General features: G+C 73.0%; 14 protein-coding genes. 9 read left to right on the top strand and 5 right to left on the bottom strand.

Annotated features, from left to right (window positions below):
- Together AB0I59_RS41075 and AB0I59_RS41070 are read right to left on the bottom strand one after the other, a co-directional pair.
- Positions 1–819, bottom strand: an 819-nt coding sequence (locus tag AB0I59_RS41075; protein ID WP_358142271.1) for an alcohol dehydrogenase catalytic domain-containing protein, incomplete at its 3' end; no start/stop codon positions are given.
- A gap of 288 nt (positions 820–1,107) precedes the next feature.
- Positions 1,108–2,577, bottom strand: a complete 1,470-nt coding sequence (locus tag AB0I59_RS41070) for an aldehyde dehydrogenase family protein (RefSeq protein ID WP_061256474.1) — start codon at positions 2,575–2,577, stop codon at positions 1,108–1,110.
- A 76-nt stretch (positions 2,578–2,653) separates the two neighbouring features.
- Between AB0I59_RS41070 and AB0I59_RS41065 the strand changes: the two genes are divergently transcribed.
- Positions 2,654–3,736, top strand: coding sequence for an NAD(P)-dependent alcohol dehydrogenase (locus AB0I59_RS41065; RefSeq protein WP_061256475.1), 1,083 nt, complete (start codon positions 2,654–2,656; stop codon positions 3,734–3,736).
- Positions 3,737–3,976: 240 nt separating this feature from the next.
- Entirely contained in the window at positions 3,977–6,190 is a 2,214-nt protein-coding gene (locus AB0I59_RS41060; RefSeq protein WP_228645168.1) for a cytochrome P450/oxidoreductase, read from the top strand.
- A gap of 93 nt (positions 6,191–6,283) precedes the next feature.
- Here AB0I59_RS41060 and AB0I59_RS41055 read toward each other — a convergent pair whose 3' ends face one another.
- Positions 6,284–7,075 carry an IclR family transcriptional regulator gene (locus AB0I59_RS41055; RefSeq protein WP_061256479.1) on the bottom strand — a complete coding sequence of 264 codons (792 nt, stop codon included), beginning with the start codon at positions 7,073–7,075 and terminating at the stop codon, positions 6,284–6,286.
- A 124-nt stretch (positions 7,076–7,199) separates the two neighbouring features.
- Complete coding sequence (locus AB0I59_RS41050) at positions 7,200–8,528, bottom strand: hypothetical protein (RefSeq protein WP_358142266.1); 1,329 nt, start codon at positions 8,526–8,528, stop codon at positions 7,200–7,202.
- 278 nt (positions 8,529–8,806) lie between these two features.
- On the opposite strand from AB0I59_RS41050, the gene fdxA reads away from it, so the two are divergent.
- The 7 genes from fdxA to AB0I59_RS41015 all read left to right on the top strand — a co-directional run bounded on the left by fdxA (position 8,807) and on the right by AB0I59_RS41015 (position 14,850).
- Positions 8,807–9,118, top strand: a complete 312-nt coding sequence (fdxA, locus tag AB0I59_RS41045) for a ferredoxin (RefSeq protein WP_061256483.1) — start codon at positions 8,807–8,809, stop codon at positions 9,116–9,118.
- Entirely contained in the window at positions 9,115–10,167 is a 1,053-nt protein-coding gene (locus tag AB0I59_RS41040; protein ID WP_358142263.1) for an NAD(P)/FAD-dependent oxidoreductase, read from the top strand. Before fdxA ends, AB0I59_RS41040 begins: the two co-directional genes overlap by 4 nt.
- A gap of 67 nt (positions 10,168–10,234) precedes the next feature.
- Positions 10,235–11,011 carry an IclR family transcriptional regulator gene (locus AB0I59_RS41035; RefSeq protein WP_358142260.1) on the top strand — a complete coding sequence of 259 codons (777 nt, stop codon included), beginning with the start codon at positions 10,235–10,237 and terminating at the stop codon, positions 11,009–11,011.
- Positions 11,012–11,479: 468 nt separating this feature from the next.
- Entirely contained in the window at positions 11,480–12,325 is an 846-nt protein-coding gene (locus AB0I59_RS41030) for a fumarylacetoacetate hydrolase family protein (RefSeq protein ID WP_358142257.1), read from the top strand.
- Positions 12,326–12,427: 102 nt separating this feature from the next.
- Positions 12,428–13,627 carry an amidohydrolase family protein gene (locus AB0I59_RS41025; protein ID WP_228645162.1) on the top strand — a complete coding sequence of 400 codons (1,200 nt, stop codon included), beginning with the start codon at positions 12,428–12,430 and terminating at the stop codon, positions 13,625–13,627.
- The gene (locus AB0I59_RS41020) at positions 13,624–14,433 is read left to right on the top strand and encodes an HpcH/HpaI aldolase family protein (protein WP_358142253.1); all 810 of its coding nucleotides are present in this window, start codon (positions 13,624–13,626) and stop codon (positions 14,431–14,433) included. The genes AB0I59_RS41025 and AB0I59_RS41020 overlap by 4 nt, the downstream gene beginning before the upstream one ends.
- Before the next feature lie 42 nt (positions 14,434–14,475).
- Positions 14,476–14,850: an AraC family ligand binding domain-containing protein gene (locus tag AB0I59_RS41015; RefSeq protein WP_061256494.1), complete on the top strand. Its 375-nt coding sequence runs from the start codon at positions 14,476–14,478 to the stop codon at positions 14,848–14,850.
- A 101-nt stretch (positions 14,851–14,951) separates the two neighbouring features.
- Here the strand turns inward: AB0I59_RS41015 and AB0I59_RS41010 are convergent, their stop codons facing one another.
- Positions 14,952–16,070 carry an acetamidase/formamidase family protein gene (locus AB0I59_RS41010; RefSeq protein ID WP_358142250.1) on the bottom strand — a complete coding sequence of 373 codons (1,119 nt, stop codon included), beginning with the start codon at positions 16,068–16,070 and terminating at the stop codon, positions 14,952–14,954.
- Positions 16,071–16,107: the final 37 nt, after the last annotated feature.

Here is a 16,107-nt window from a genome sequence, read left to right as displayed (position 1 = left end):
AGACGGTGCCGCCGCAGCAGCATCTCGGCCAGTCCGTTCATGATCGCCCTCCCTCACGCCGGACAGCAGGAAGGGGCGGAGAGCGGACGCGCTAGGGTCGAGGACCACGTCGGCGCCGCGGCCGCCGGTGAAGTCGCGCACCGGCCCGGAGATCGGGGCGTCGCCGCGCAGCAGCAGGTCGGCGCCGAGGCCGGCGGCGGCGGCGAGCTTCTCGTCGGTGCTGGCCACCGCGACGACCCGGGCCCCGGCCCGCTTGGCGAGCTGGATCGCGGCGATGCTGACCGAGCTGGCCGCCGCCTGGACGACGACGCAGTCGTCCGGACCGACCTCGCCCACGCGGTACGTCGCCTGCCAGGCGGTGCTCCACGGCGTCGGCAGCGCCGCGGCCTCGACGAGGCCGACGTGCTCCGGCACCGGGTGGGCCAGGTCGGCCGGCACGGCGACGAACTCGGCGTAGCCTCCAGGGGCGTTGCCGCCGATGACCCGCAGCGCCGCGCAGTGTCCGCGCTCTCCGGCCAGGCAGTGCGCGCAGGAGCCGCAGCCCACGGTGGGGTCGATCACCACACGGTCGCCGACGGCCCGCGACGTGACGGAGGCGCCGGTCGCCACAACGTGCCCGGCGATGTCCATGCCGGCGATGTGCGGCAAGCTGAAGCCGGGGAGCATCCCGGGGCCGCGCCTCTGGAGAAGGTCCAGGCGGTTGAGCGCGCAGGCGGCCACCCGGACAACCACGTCGTGCGGACCGGGTTCGGGCTCGGGGACCCGCTGGACGGCCACCGCTTCCGGGCCTCCGAAGGCCGTCTGGACCAGTGCTCGCACGCTACCCTCCACGGATCGCCAATGTTGATGCCATCTCGCATTGTGATTCGGTGGCTCGCAATGCGACGTACTCTGCTACCGCTCCGGTAGCGTGTCAATGCCCCGACGGCATCTGGCTCCGCACGTCACGCGCTTGTTACACGCGGATCGCCGGGAGGGGATACACGCATGTCGGAACGGTTCCGCGCGGGTTACACAGTGACGCCGCCACCGGTACGGACACCGGCGCGAACACCGGTACCGGCACCGGCGCGGACACCGGTGCGGACACGGGGCCGGGGCGCCCGGTCAGCGCTCCAGGAGGCGGATCGCGACCGCCTTCTCCTGGGTGTACTCCCGCATCGCGCCGTGGCCGCCGCCCCGGCTGAAGCCGCTGTCCTTCTGCATGTTGAACGGGAAGCCGATCACCCCGGCGTCGGCGAACTGGTTCACCGACACCTGCCCGGAGCGCACCTCCCCGGCCAGTCGCAGCGCACGCGACACGTCGTTGGTCCAGACGCACGCGAGCAGGCCGAAGTCGGTGTCGTTCATCATCTCGATCGCCTGCCGGGTGCCGGAGAACGCCTGTACGGCGAGCACGGGGCCGAAGACCTCCTCCCGGTACAGCCGGGCGCCGGGATCCACGTCGTCGAAGAGCGTGGGCTCGACGAACCAGCCGTCCGGCCGTCCCCCCGCCCGTTCCCCGGCGGGGCCGCCGCCGGTGACGAGGCGGGCGCCCTCGCGCGGAGCCTCCTCCAGGAAGCCGAGCACCCGCCGGTACTGCGCCTCGCTGACCAGCGGTCCCATGTCGAGGTCCGCGTCCCAGGGGCCGATGCGGACGGCGCGCATCGCGGCGGCCACCCGCTCGACGACCTCGTCCTTGACGGACGCCTCCACCAGCAGGCGGGACCCGGCGTAGCAGTTCTGGCCGGCGTTCTCGGTGATGGACCCGACGATCGCGGGGATCGCCACGTCCATGTCGGCGTCGGCGAAGAGCACGTTGGGCGACTTGCCGCCCAGTTCGAGCTTGACCGGCACCAGGTTCTCGGCGGCGGCCCGCATGATCGCGCGGCCGGTGGTGGTCGAGCCGACGAAGCTGATGTGGTTCACGCCGGGATGCGAGGTGAGCGCGGCTCCCGCGTCGGCTCCGTACCCTGTGAGGACGTTCAGCACGCCGGGCGGGAACCCGGCCTGCCGGGCGAGCTCGGCCAGGGCGAACGGCGCGAGCGGCGCCACCTCCGACGGTTTGAGTACCACGGTGTTGCCCGCCGCGAGCGCCGGTGCGACATTGGCCGCCGTGAGCACGGAGGGAACGTTCCATGGGAGTACGACGGCGCAGACGCCGTACGGTTCCTGGACGGTGTAGCCGAGGTAGTCGGGGGTGCGGGTGGGCAGGGTCACGCCGGTGAGTTTGTCGGCCGCGCCCGCGAAGTAGTCGATGATGCTCTGCGCGATGTACACGTTCATCCGGCCGCCGGACAACGGTTTGCCCACGTCGCGGGCTTCGTGCGCGGCCAGTTCCTCGACGTGCCCGCCGATGAGCTCGGCCCAGCGGCGCAGCAGCGCGCCGCGCTCGGACGGCGAGGTGGCGGCCCAGGCGGGGAACGCCCGGCGGGCGGCGGACACGGCGTCGTCGACGTCCGCGCGTCCGGCGCGGGCCACCGCCTGGATCGTCTGTCCGGTCGCGGGATCCGTGACGGGAAGCTCGCCCCTGTCGCGGGCGGCCGCCCACTCGCCGTCGATCAGCTGCTGGGCGGAAGGGATCAGGAGTTCGGCCATGGAGGGAATCCTTGACCGCCAATATTCTGCATGTCAAGATGCCATCTCGTTTTATGAAAAGCTCTGAGGAGGTCTCGTGCGCATCACCGCCGCAGTTCTGGAGACAGCGGGAGGCCCGTTCGCCCTCCGCGACGTGGACCTCGGCGACCCCCGCCCGGACGAGGTGCTCGTACGGCTGAGCGGCACCGGCATCTGCGGCACCGACCTGGAGTTCGCCACGTTCTTCCCGACGCCCGCGGTCCTCGGGCACGAGGGTTCCGGCGTCGTCGAGCGGGTCGGCGCCCAGGTGACCTCCGTCGCGCCGGGGGACCGCGTGGCGATGAGCTTCACCTCGTGCGGAAGTTGTGTGACGTGCCGTACCGGCTCGCCCGCGTACTGCCACCGGTTCGACGCGGTCAACTTCAGCGGGCGCCGCCCCGACGGCTCCTCCGCGCTCTCCCTCGACGGCGCCGAGATCAACGGGCACTTCCTCGGGCAGTCGTCCTTCGCCACCCACGCGGTGGTGCCGGAACGCGCGGTCGTGCCGATCGGCGACGGCATCGACCTGCCGCTCGCCGGTCCCTTCGGCTGCGGGTTCCAGACCGGGGCGGGCGGAGTGTTCAACGTGCTGCGCCCGGAGGCCGGCTCCTCGATCGCGGTCTTCGGCGCCGGTGCCGTCGGCGTCGCCGCGATCATCGCCGCGGCCGTCAGCGGCTGTGGGATCGTCGCGGCGGTGGACGTCAACGCGGCCAAGCTGGAGGCGGCGCGATCCTACGGCGCGACGCACGCCGTCGACTCCACGGCGTCGGATTCGGCTGCCGCGCTGCGGGAGATCGCGCCCCACGGGTTCGACTACGTCATCGACACCACCGGCAGGCAGGACGTCCTGCGTACGGCGGTCGAGGCGCTCGGACCGCTCGGCAGGTGCGGTGTCATCGGCGTCGGCCCGAGCCCCGAGATGAGCTTCGACTGGCGCAGCGTGCTCAACGGCCGGACCATCACCGGGATCATCGCCGGAAGCAGCGTCCCGCAGGTGTTCCTGCCGAAACTGCTCGACCTGCACGCCGCGGGCCGGTTCCCGGTGGACCGGATGATGACCGCGTTCCCGTTCGAGAAGATCAACGAGGCCGTCGCCGCGGTACGCGCGGGCGAGGTCGCGAAAGCCGTCCTGACGTTCTGACGTTCTGCACGTTCTGACTGACGTTCTGGCGCCCGACGTTCTGCGTGTTCTGTACGTTCTGCGCGCTCTGGCGTCTGACGTCCTGCGGTCCCTCCCGGGAGCTGGGCCGCCGCGATATCGCCGCAATCCGCGAGACATTGTCTCGCGGAGTGAGCACGGTTAGACTCCCGGGACCACAGACACCCAGTGGCGCGGCTGGGAAACACCGCGCGTCGTCCATGTATGTGGGGCCTGTGCACCATGACCCGACAGGTTGACTTCGACCACCACTCCGCCCTGTGCACGGAGGACCCGGTCGCCTACTACGAGTCCTTCCGCGAAGGCTGCCCGGTCGGCCGGACGACGGCCCACGGCGGCTACGTCTACACGACCCGCTACGCCGACGTGGTCCGCGTCGCCCGTGACGACGCGACCTTCTCCTCCTCGCGGGCCGCCGCGGGCAGGGACCGGGTCGCGATCGTGATCCCGAGCGGGCCCGGCCTGGAGCAGTACCCGATCGAGCTGGACCCGCCGGATTCCACGGGGTACCGCGACCTGATCAACCCGCTGCTCACCCCGGACGCCGTCGAGAGGCTCCGGCCGATGATCGCCCGGCACGCGACGCGCGTCGTGGACGCGTTCGTCGAGCTCGGCTCGGCCGACTTCGTCAGGGACCTGACCAACCCGCTGCCGGCCGCGGTCACCCTGGACTGGCTCGGCTTCCCCGAGGAGGACTGGGCCCCGCTGGCCGGGCCCATCCACGACATCTTCGCCGCGCCCGCCGACAGCGACCGGGCCCGCCGCGGGGCCGAGGGCCTCGTCCACATGGAGCGGCGGATCCGCGAGCTGGTACGGCTGCGCCGCGAGGAGCCGGCGGACGACGCGGTGAGCTTCCTCGTCGCGCGGCGGCGCCCCGACGGCGAACCGTTCGGCGAGGACGAGCTCGTCTCCGTGATCGGCCTGCTCATCGCGGGCGGCGTGGACACCACCACGTCACTGACCGGTTCCGTCCTCGTGCACCTGAGCCGGAACCCGGACCAGCGCCGGCGCCTCATCGAGTCGCCGGACCTGCTGGACACGGCGACCGAGGAGTTCCTCCGCGCGTTCGCCCCCTCGCAGTCCATGGCGCGTACGGCCCTGGCCGACGCGGAGGTCGGCGGGTGCCCGGTGCGCGCGGGCGAGCGCGTGCTGATCCCCTGGGTCGCGGCCAACCACGACCCGGCGGTCTTCCCCGACCCGGCCGAGATCCGGCTGGACCGGGACGCCACCCGCCACCTCAGCTTCGGCATCGGCACGCACCGCTGTGCCGGGGCCCACCTGGCCCGTGCCATGTTCCGCGAGATGATCACCCAGGTGCTGACCAGGCTGCCCGACTTCAGGGTGCTGGAGGAGGGCCTGGTCGCCTACCCCACCCGGGGCAACCAGTCCGGCTGGGACGCCATCCCCGCCGTCTTCACGCCGGGGCCCCGCAGGGGGACGCCCTCCTCGTCCGGCGCTCCGGCGGCCTTCCAGCAGGCGGTGCCGTTCGATGTCGTCATCACGGCGGCGGAGGCCGTCGCCGACGGCGTGCTGGCGCTGACGCTGGCCGCGCCGGACGGGGAGGCACTGCCCGCGTGGGCGCCGGGCGCGCACCTGGAGTTCCGCCTCCCGTCGGGACGCATCCGGCAGTACTCCCTCTGCGGCGACCCGGAGGACCGCGCCTCCTACCGCGTGGCCGTACTGCGGGAGGACGGCGGGCGCGGCGGCTCGGCCGAGCTGCACGACCTCGCCCGCGCCGGCGTGACCGTCACCGTGAAGGGACCGCGCAACCACTTCCCCCTCGTCTCCGCCGAGGACTACCTGTTCCTCGCCGGAGGCATCGGCATCACCCCGATCCTGGCCATGGTGCGGGCCGCCGCCCGCGACGGCGCACCCCTGCGCGCCGTCTACGGCGGCAGGTCGCGTTCCTCCATGGCGTTCGGGGACGAGCTGGTGGAGCACGCGGGGGAGCACGCCGAGCTGCTGCCGCAGGACGAGCACGGCCTGCCCGACCTGGACGCCGTCCTGGGCTCGGCGGGTCCGGGTACCGCGATCTACTGCTGTGGTCCCGCGGGGATGATCGAGGCGGTCGAGCGGGCCTGCGCGCGCCTCGGCGTCGGCGACCGGCTGCACATCGAACGGTTCGCGGCCGGCGACGACCTGGAGGTGGCGTTCGACCCCGCGGGCAACACCGCGTTCGACGTCCATCTCGCCCGCAGCGGCCGTACGGTGCGGGTCAGGGAGGACCAGCGCATCATCGAGGCGGTGCGCGAGGCCGTCCCCGGGCTCTCCTACGACTGCGAGAAGGGGTACTGCGGCGCCTGCGAGACGCGGGTGCTCGCCGGAACCCCCGAGCACCGGGACTCCCTGCTCACCCCGGAGGAGCGGGAGTCCGGCCGGACCATGATGATCTGCGTGGGCCGATCGACGTCACCCCGCCTGGTGCTGGACCTCTGACGGCGCCTCCGGCCCCCTGCGGGGCCGGGTGCCGAAGCCCCGACGGCCGGTCCTTCCCGTACGCGCCCCGAGGGCGGGGGAGGGACCGGCCGCTCAGGCGAGGCCGTCCGGCGACTCCCGGCCCAGCTCCGCGGTGATCTCGGCGGTGACGCGCTTGAGCGCCTCGGCGGCGGGGGAGCCGCTGCCCGGCGGCACCGAGTCCGTGGTCGCCACGACGGCCATCGTCGCGATCGGCACCTGGTCGCGGAACACCGGCGCGGCGATGGTGCGCACGCCGTTCACCGACGGCGTGTTGGCCGAGATGTTCTCCTCGCGGATCTTCTTCAGCTCCTGGCGCAGTTCGGGGGACGCGTCCAGCTCCTGGGACAGCCCGGGTACCTCGCCCTCCGGCAGGAACGCGCAGAAGACCCGGCCCTGGGCGGATTCGGTGCGGGACAGCCGGGTGCCGGTCCGCACGCTCACGCGGATGATGCGGTCGGTGTTGTCGTCCACCCGGACCACCACCGCGCTGTCGCCGTCCCAGACGCTCAGCACGACGGTCTCGTCGATCTCGCGGACCAGCCGCTGCATGTACGGCCCGGCGATGCCGATCACCGGCATCCCGGCCCGCGCGGCGGCGGACAACGTCAGGATCTGCGGGCCCAGGGAGTACAGCGCCTCGCGGTCGTCGTAGCGCAGCAGGTTGCTCTCGCGCAGCGCCTTCGTGTACCGGTGCGCGGTCGCCTTGCTCGTGCCCAGGCTGGCGGTCAGCTCGTTGAGGCTGAGCTGGGGACGGCTGACCGTGAACGCGCTGAGGATCATGGCCGCGCGCTGGACGGTCTGGATCGCCGGGGCCGCCCGGTCGCCCCCGGCGCCGGGAGGGGCAGGCGTCGTCTCGTCACCCATGTGGCTCCTTCGTGTCGCGGTGATGGCTCGGAGGTAGCTCGCGTTCCATTTTCCGAGACGCCATCTTGTGAAAGGGTACGGTTCCCATCCGGTGGGACGGAGCGGTCCGGCGGTGAAGATCTTCTCAGGACTGAGACGGTTCGAGAACTGGTTCGCCGTAAACGACATGCCGCAAGACGATTTCCGCGTATATACGGGCAAATTGCAGCAAAGTGTCCAATTCGACCACATCCCGGCGCGGGTCCGCCGGGTCCGGTCGTACGGCGGGGCCGACCCTGACGGTGGGCACGCCGTGGCCGCGCAGGACCACGCCGTCGGTCGAGCCCTTCCAGCCACTCACGGGCGGGGGCGGCCCGCCGTGCTCACGCCGCCACGCGGCGGCGGCGTGCCGTACGACGGCCGCGTTCGGCGGCGTGACGCCGGCGGGATGGGCCTCGCGTGCCTCGACGACCGGCGCGCACCCGTCCAGGGGGCCGCCCCGCAGGCCGGCCTCCAGCGCCTCCCTGATGTCGGCCGCGATGCGCTCGACGTCGTCGCCGGGGACGGTGACCACGTAGAGATGCAGCTCGACGACGCCGGGCAGCAGGTCGGGCTTGGCCGCGAGGCCGCCGCGCACCGCGCCGATCCCGGCCTCGGCGGCGATCTGGCCGCCGGACCCGGCGCGGGCGGCGGCGTACTCCGCGCGCCACCGCTCCAGGACGGCGATCACCTCGCCCAGATGGGCGATCAGGCCGCCCTCGGGCGGCGCCGCGTCCCTGGCGAGCACCGGACGGTATCCCGTGCCCAGCCGGACCCGGACGAACGCCGCCCCCGGCTCCTCGTACAGGATCCCGGGCGGGCCGCACTTGGCCACCACGGCGGCCTCGGGGCGCGGGCGTGTCCGGAGGTACTCCTCCACACCGACCGGCGCGGCCGACTCGGTGGTGGCGGCGAACGGGGAGGCGTGCGTGCCCGCGCTCGCCAGCAGCAGCGTGAGCCGGTGCGGGACGCCCGCGTCGAGGAGCGCGGCCGCGGCGGCCGTGTACCCCGCCAGGGCCGCGGCGGCCGGGGCCCGCGCGACACCGAGGCCGAAGCCGGCGAGTATCCCCGCCTCGGGGACCACGGCCAGGGGAGCGGGGGGAGCGTCGATCCCCGTCGCCCACCGGTCCCGCGCGGCATCGCCGGGCAGGGAGGTGTCGAGATGGGAGTAGAGGAGCAGCTCCCCGCTTCGGGCGCCGCCTTCATGGACCGAGGTGGCGACGAGGTTCGCGCCCGAGGCCCCGATGTCGTCGCGGCGGAAGGACAGCGCGGGCCACAGCGGCCCGGCCCACTCCGCGAGCCGGGTCGCGGTGTCGCGCTCGGCGCCGCGCGGGCTCGGGCCCGCGGCGAGCAGCCGTACCGTCTCGACGATCCGGTCACCGCTGATCGCGGCGTGGGCGGCGCTCCGCAGGCGTTCCAGGGGGTCGGTCGTCACGCGCGCGCTCCAGACGTTCCGCTCGGGCTCCGCGATGGGGCGCGGAGGACCCTCATCGCACTGATGTTAACTCCATTCAAGATGCCATCTCGCATCTTGACAACGTTTGCGGCCGGATCCTACTGTTCCCTCACGTCGGTGGAGAGGCTGATTCCGCAGGCCAACCGGATTCTCACGGCTCCCGCCGCCACCGGCCCGCCCCCGTGACGGCGGGCCTCCGGCCAACGGCTCGCGCGCGGCCCCCCGTTCCCGCGCGGGCGCCCATCCCAGGAGGACTGATGGCCTACGTCGTGACCGACGCGTGCGTGGACGTGCAGGACAGATCGTGCGTCGAGGAATGCCCGGTCGACTGCATCTACGAGGGAGACCGGATGATGTACATCCATCCGGACGAGTGCGTGGACTGCGGCCGGTGCGAGCCGGTCTGCCCCGTGACCTCGATCTTCCACACTGACGACCTGCCGCCGAACCTGGCCGGGTTCGCCCAGATCAACACCGAGTTCTTCGCCGACCTCGGTTCCCCCGGCGGCGCGCGCAAGGTCGGCCGGGCGGGAGCGGACCACCCCGCCGTCACCGGAGGCGGGTCGTGACCGCGGGCACCCTGGACGGCCCCGCGAACGACCTGCCCGCCGAGTCGCCGGGCGGGCCGGACGCGGCGCCGCGCCCGGTCCACGACGTCGACCTGGTGATCGTCGGCGCCGGTCCTGCCGGGCTGTACGGCGCCTACTACGCCGGTTTCCGCGGCATGTCCGTCGCGCTGATCGACTCCCTGCCCGAGCCCGGGGGCCAGGTGGCCGCGCTGTACCCGGAGAAGGACATCTTCGACATCGCCGGCTATCCGGCGGTCAAGGGGCAGGCGCTCGTCGACGCCCTGGTCGCCCAGGCGGGCCAGGCCGAGCCGCTGTACCTGCTCGGGGAGAGCGCGCTGGAACTGCGCCACGACGCGGAATCGGTCGAGGTCGTCACCGACGCGGGCACCCGGGTGCGGGCCAAGGCCCTGCTCCTCACCGGGGGCATCGGCACCTTCACCCCCAGGGAGCTGCCCGCCGGCGGCGAATACCTGGGGCGCGGCCTGCGCTACTTCGTCCGCAAACTGGACGAGCTGGCCGGGCAGGACGTGGTGGTCGTCGGAGGCGGCGACTCCGCGGTGGACTGGGCGCTCGCGCTCGAGCCGATCGCCCGCTCGCTCACGCTGGTGCACCGCCGGGACGCCTTCCGCGCGCACGAGCACAGCGTGGCCCGCCTCCAGGCGTCGTCCGTACGGGTGCTCACGCCCTTCGAGGTCGCCGGGATCGCCGGGGACGACCGGATCGCCGAGGTGACCGTCGAGCGGGTCAGGAGCGGCGAGCGGGTCACCCTGCCCGCCCAGACCGTCGTGGCCGCGCTGGGCTTCATCGCCGACCTGGGGCCGGTCCAGAAGTGGGGCCTCGACCTGCGCAAGCGGCACGTCCTCGTCGACCGCTCCATGCGGACCAACCTGGAGAGGGTGTTCGCCGCGGGCGACATCAGCGACTACGACGGCAAGGTCCGGCTGATCTCCGTCGGCTTCGGGGAGGCCGCCGCCGCGGTCAACAACCTTGCTCCGCTCGTGAATCCGGCGTTCGGCACGGTTCCCGGGCATTCGTCTGATGCGAGTTGAATGCGCGGGAGCGCGTCCCTGGATAGAGTCCCAACCGACATAAGGGGTACTCGACGGAGGAGACGGGATGCCGGGGCCAGGGCAGCGCGACGACGCGAACCAGTCCGGTGAGGCACCCGCCATACAGACGGTCCGGCGCGCGGCGCTGATCCTGAGCGCCTTCACCGTCGAACGCCCCAGGCTCAGCCTGAGCGAGATCACCGCTCGCCTCGGCACCAGCAAGCCCACCGCGCATCGGTACACCCGCGCGCTTCGGGCGGCCAACCTGCTGCGTTACGACGCGCAGCAGGCGACCTACACGCTGGGGCCGGAGGTGCTGGCCCTGGAGGCCGCCGCCCGCGCCGGGCTGCCCATCGCCGCCGCGGCCGGGCCGTACCTCGACCTGCTGGTCCGCGAGATCAACCAGACGGCGGTGCTCAGCGTCTGGAACGGCGAGAGCCCCGTCGTGGTGCGGTGCGTCGACAACACCGAGGGCGACATCCGGCTGAGCGTGCGCACCGGCTCCACCCTCGACCTGCTCCGCTCGGCGCAGGGCCGTGTCTTCTGCGCGTACCTGCCGGTGGGCGAGGTCCCCGGGCTGGCGCGCAAACTGCGCGGCACGCCGGAGCTGCGCGGCCTGATCGAGGACGTCCGGCGCACCGGGATCGCGGTCAACTCGCCCGCCGACCACGGCGTGCGGGTGATCGCCACCCCGATCTTCGAGGGCGAGCAGATCGTGGCGTCGATGGCGGTCGTCGGCACCGTGGCGACGCTGGCCGGAGAGGCCGAGCACCTGGTGACCGAGGCGCTGCTCGCCGCCTCGCGCCGCCTGTCCGCCGAACTCGGCGGCATCGCCACCGCCTGACGGCGGTCCGGCACCACACACCACCACCACCGCCCGACGGCGGGTCCGACGTCCGCCGAGAGAGCGCGGTAGCCGTCGGCACAGGGTCTCCACCCGCCTTCCTCCGTACGGCGATTCACCCGCCGATCCGGCGATCTCGCCTGCCCGAGTACCCGCGCGCCCACGCGTCATCGGCGGGAAGCGCACCGTCGATGTGACGTAATACGAGATATTGTTTCGCATATTGACATGGGCAGAAGGTTCCTCTTACGTTCGTGCGTACCCCTCAATCCCCCCTTCCTGGCCGGCCTCGCCCCATCCCGGAACGGCTCAGCCCTCCGGCGACGCGGGCGCGGCACGGCAAGGGAAGCAAGGAGTCTGCATGCGAACGCGACGCGTGGGAGCCCTCGCGGTTCCGGTCACAGTCCTTCTCCCCACGGCATGCGGCGATGGCGACGAGTCCGGCCGGATCTCCGTGGCGGGCGCTCGATGACCGCGCTGAACCTGGTCGCCACCCGTGACGGGCTGGCCCACGTCGACGGCGCGGACGCCGTTCTCCTCGACCTGCCGCACGGCGACGTCGCCGAGCTGCTCGCCGAGGGGGAGGGCTTCGCGCCGGCGCGCGCCGCGAAGGAGCTGCGCCGCGTCCCCCTGGCCGACGTCCAAGGAGACCTCCTGGCGCCGCTGGCGCGCACGCGGGCGATCTGGGGCGTCGGGCTGAACTACCACTCCAAGGCCGAGCTGACCGGGCGGCCGGTGCCCGAGGAGCCGATCCTCTTCCTGCGTGCCCTGTCGGCCGTCTCCGCGCCGGGCGCGGAGATCGAGCTGCCGCAGGACCGCTCCGGCCAGGTCGACTACGAGGCCGAGGTCGCCTTCGTGGTCGGCCGCCGGATGTCGTGCGTACGGCCGGAGCGGGTGTGGGAGCACATCGCCGCCGTCACCGCGGCCAACGACATGACCGCCCGCGACGTCATGGTCGCCACCGGGACGCCGTCCCTGGCCAAGAGCTTCCCCGGCTTCGGCGCGCTCGGCGCGTCGGTGCTCGAACTGGCCGGGGTGCCCGATCCCGGCGACATCGCCGTCCGCGCCACCGTCAACGGCGTCGTCCACCAGGACTCCACGACGGCCGAGCTGATCTTCCCGGTGCCCGACCTGATCTCGCGGATCTCGCGCTTCGCCGTGCTCGAACCCGGGGACGTGGTGCTGACCGGCACCCCGGCCGGCACCGGGCAGGACAGGAAGGTCTTCCTGGGCGCGGGCGACGAGGTGGAGATCGCCGTGGCCGGGGTTCTGCCGCTGCGTACCCGCTATCGGGCGGCGCCCGGCCGCTCCTGACCTCGCGCCGTTCCCGCCCGGAGCCGTCGGGAACCGTTCCGAGCCTTGCCGAACCGATCCGTCGCGGCATCCGGCCGCACCCATACACGCCGAAAGAGTGAAATGACCGAGACAGCTGTTTCTTACGATCTGGTGCTGACGAACGGCACCGTCTTCGACACCGAGGCGGGAACGTCCTCGGTCGCCGACGTGGCGATCATCGGTGACCGAGTCGCGCGGATCGCGCCGTCCCTCGACCCGGACGTGAAGGAGCGGGCCGGGGAGGTCGTCGACTGCGCCGGACAGTGGGTGCTCCCCGGCCTGGTGGAGGGCCACACCCACATCTTCGAGAACGTGTCGAAGGTGGGGGCCCCGCCGGACGAGGCGCACCTGCGCAGGGGAGTGGTCGCCGCCGCCGACGCGGGCACGGTCGGCGCGTCCACCTTCGCGGCCTTCAACGCCTACGTGGTCGGCCGGGCGGAGATGCGGCTGGTCAACTTCCTCAACGTGTCGGTGCTCGGTCTGATCGACTTCCGTTTCGGCGAGTTGCTGAACCCCGCCACCCTGGTCCCCGAGGACGCGCTGGCCGTGGCCCGCGAGAACCCCGGCGTGGTGCGCGGCTTCAAGATCCGGCTGTCGGAGGACGTCGTCGGCCCGGCCTGGCGCTCTCTGCTCAAGTCGTCACTCGAACTCGCCGAGGAGGCGGGGCTGCCCCTCATGGTGCACATCGGCGAGACCGAGGAGCCGCTGCCCGACGTCCTGCCGATGCTCCGCTCGGGCGACATCGTCGCCCACTGCTACACCGGCAAGCCGCACGGCATCCTGACCGACGGCAAGGTCATCGCCGCCGTACAGGAGGCCAGGGCCCGCGGCGTGCTCTTCGACAGCGCGCACGGCAAGAGCAACCTCAGCTTCGAGGTCGCCAGGCAGGCCATCGCCGAGGGCTTCCTGCCCGACCTGCTCACCTCCGACACCAGCGGGCGGAACTGGCAGGGGCCGGTGTTCGACCTGGTGACCAGCGCGGCCAAGCTCAAGGCGCTCGGCATGTCCATGGACGAGATCGCGCCGCGGATGACCATCGCCCCGGCCCGCGTGCTCGGCCTCGACACCGAGGGGTACGGAACCCTCGTCGAGGGCGGCCCCGCGCACGTCACCGTGCTCGCCGAGACCGAAGAGACGGTGCTGCCCGACGCGGCCGGCAACTCGATCGTGGCGCCCCGCCTCGAACCCGCCCTCATCCTGCACAAGGGCCGCAAGGTGGAGCCGACCCCGTGGCGCGGCCTGGCCGCCGGCTCCGCCTCCGAGGCGGCCGGGGCCCGGTGACCTCCGCGACGGAGGCCCGGCGGCGGCTGCGCGCCGCGCTCGCCGCCGGGCGCCGGGTCACCGGCACGTTCGTCAAGCTGCCCACCGTCGACTCCGTCGACCTGGCCCGCCAGGCCGGGTTCGACTTCGTGGTGGTGGACGGCGAGCACTCCGCGCTCCCGGACGAGACCGTCCTGGCCCTGGTACGGCACGCCGCCGCGACCGGACTGGCCGCCCTGGTCCGGGTGCCGGCGGTGAACGCCGCGTGGATCAACCGGGTGCTGGAGTCCGGGGCGGCCGGAGTGCAGCTGTCCATGCTGACCGGCGCCGCCGAGACGTCCGCGCTCGTCGCCGCCGTACGGTACGCCCCGCGCGGGGAGCGCAGCGTCAGCCTGGCGCATCCGGCGGCGGGATTCGGCGCGACCGACCTGGCCGCCTACCTGGCCGCCGAGGACCGCGACCCGCCCCTGCTCGTCGGGCAGATCGAGACCGCGACGACCCGCGATCCGCTGCCCGCCGTGCTGGACGGCCTCGACGTCGCCTTCGTCGGGACCACCGACCTCGCGGTCAGCCTCGGCATCGCGGGCGCCGCCGACCAGTCGGCGCTCGCGGCGCGGGTGGCCGAGGTCGCCGCGGCGGCCCATGCCGCGGGGACGGCGTTCGGCGGATGGGTGGCCCGCCCGGACGCCGGTCTGATCGCCGCGTCCGGGCTCGGCTCCGCCGCCTTCGTCATCGCCGGGTCCGACCTGCAACTGCTCGGGTCCGCGCTGCGCGAGACGGCGGCCGGCGCGCGCGACCTTCCCTGCCCGGAATCCGCCGCGTCCTGAGCGTCCCGGAGGACGCGGAGAGACGCACAGAAAGGAACCACCATGTTCAACCAGCACCTGTACGGCACAGCGGTGAACTGGGACGACATACCCTCGACCGAGATCCGTCCCGGCGTGCGGCGCAAGGTGTACTCCACCGACGAGATCATGCTCGCCTGGCACGAGCTGGCCGTCGGGATGACCCTCAACCCGCACCGCCACGACGACTTCGACCAGCTCGTGCTCATCCACCAGGGCCGCTGCACGTACTACGTGGACGGCGTCGGCCACGAGATGGGCCCGGGGTCGATGCTGCTGGTGCCCAGGGGCGCCGAGCACTACATCGAGCCCATCGAGGGGCCGTGCGTCAACGTCGACGTCTTCGCGCCGCCACGCGCGGACTTCCGCGACGCGGTCTGGCTGCCGGAGGGCCCCTGACCGGCCCGCCCGGCCCGCCCGGCGTACCGGCACCGGCCTACCGGCACCGGAGTACTGGCACCGGGGTGCGGGCCGGGCCCGGACTCACCACCGGCCCGGTGTCACCACTGGGGCGCGAAGTCGGCCTTGCGGATCAGGCAGTGCACCCCCTTGACCTGGTCCACGACCTGGCTGATCTCGAAGTCGGCGGCGGCGCTGAGATAGGCGAGCGCCTTCGACCGCTCCATGCCCTGCGTCAGCGACAGGAAGTCCACCGCCGCCCGTACGGCACGCCGCATCGCCTCGTCGAGGTCCTCGTGCAGACCCACGGGGATCCAGTGCGCGGCCGTCTCGGCGAACGGCTCGCCGAGCGCGCCCAGCAGCGGCTCCGCCTCGGCGCGCGGGATCGTGGAGAGCCTGAGCGTGGCCCGCAGCGGCGCCTCCAGCGCCGTCAGGGCCACCTCGCCGTCGCCCTGCGCGTAGTGCGGGTCGCCCGCGTAGAAACCGGCGCCGGGCACCTGGACGGGCAGGTAGAGCGTGGAGCCGACCTGGAGCTCGTTGATGTCCAGATTGCCGCCGAAGTTGCCGGGCGGCACCGAGTGGAGGGAGTCGCCGGCGTCGCCCGTGTCCGCCGTCACGCCCATCAGGCCGAGGAACGGGGCGAGGGGGAAGCGGGCCGAGCGCCCCTGCCCGAACGGCACGATCCCGTGCAGCCGCCCCGCCTCCTCGACGACCTCGGTGAAGACGCAGACGCTGTTGTGCTCGCGCGGGCCCTCCCCGCCCGCGCCGGTGTCCGGAGAGGTCTCCGGGAACTCCCCGGGCAGCGCGCCGTACCCGTGCCTGCTGCTGATGAAGCCGTACGGCGCGCGGACCAGCAGGCCGAGCACCTCGACCCGCAGCACGTCGCCGGGTTCCGCGCCGTCCACGGCGATGGGGCCGGTGACGACGTGGGGCCCGTCGGCGTCGTAGTCGTGGGCGACGCCGGACGCGGCGAGATCCCTGGCGTCGGCCAGCACGCCCTCGGCGGGAACGCCGAACCGCGAGAGGTAGCCGACCGGGTCGCGGCCCTGGTCCTCCAGGATTCCTTCGTGACTGAGCGTGTCGATCGTGACGGTGGCGCCTGACGCGACGCGCAGCGCCGGAGGGCGGCCGGGGCCGGGGAGGCGGCCCCAGAGACAGGTGTCGGGAGTGGTCTGCAGGTAGTGATCTCCGTCGATGCGGCCGCTCGTGGGCTGGAGCATTGTCCCTCCGGGGGAAGTCTCTGGATCCAGGCATGGC

The sequence above is a fragment of the Microtetraspora glauca genome (assembly GCF_040656155.1).
Taxonomy (GTDB): domain Bacteria; phylum Actinomycetota; class Actinomycetes; order Streptosporangiales; family Streptosporangiaceae; genus Microtetraspora; species Microtetraspora glauca.
This window is presented reverse-complemented; position numbering and strand designations above follow the sequence as displayed.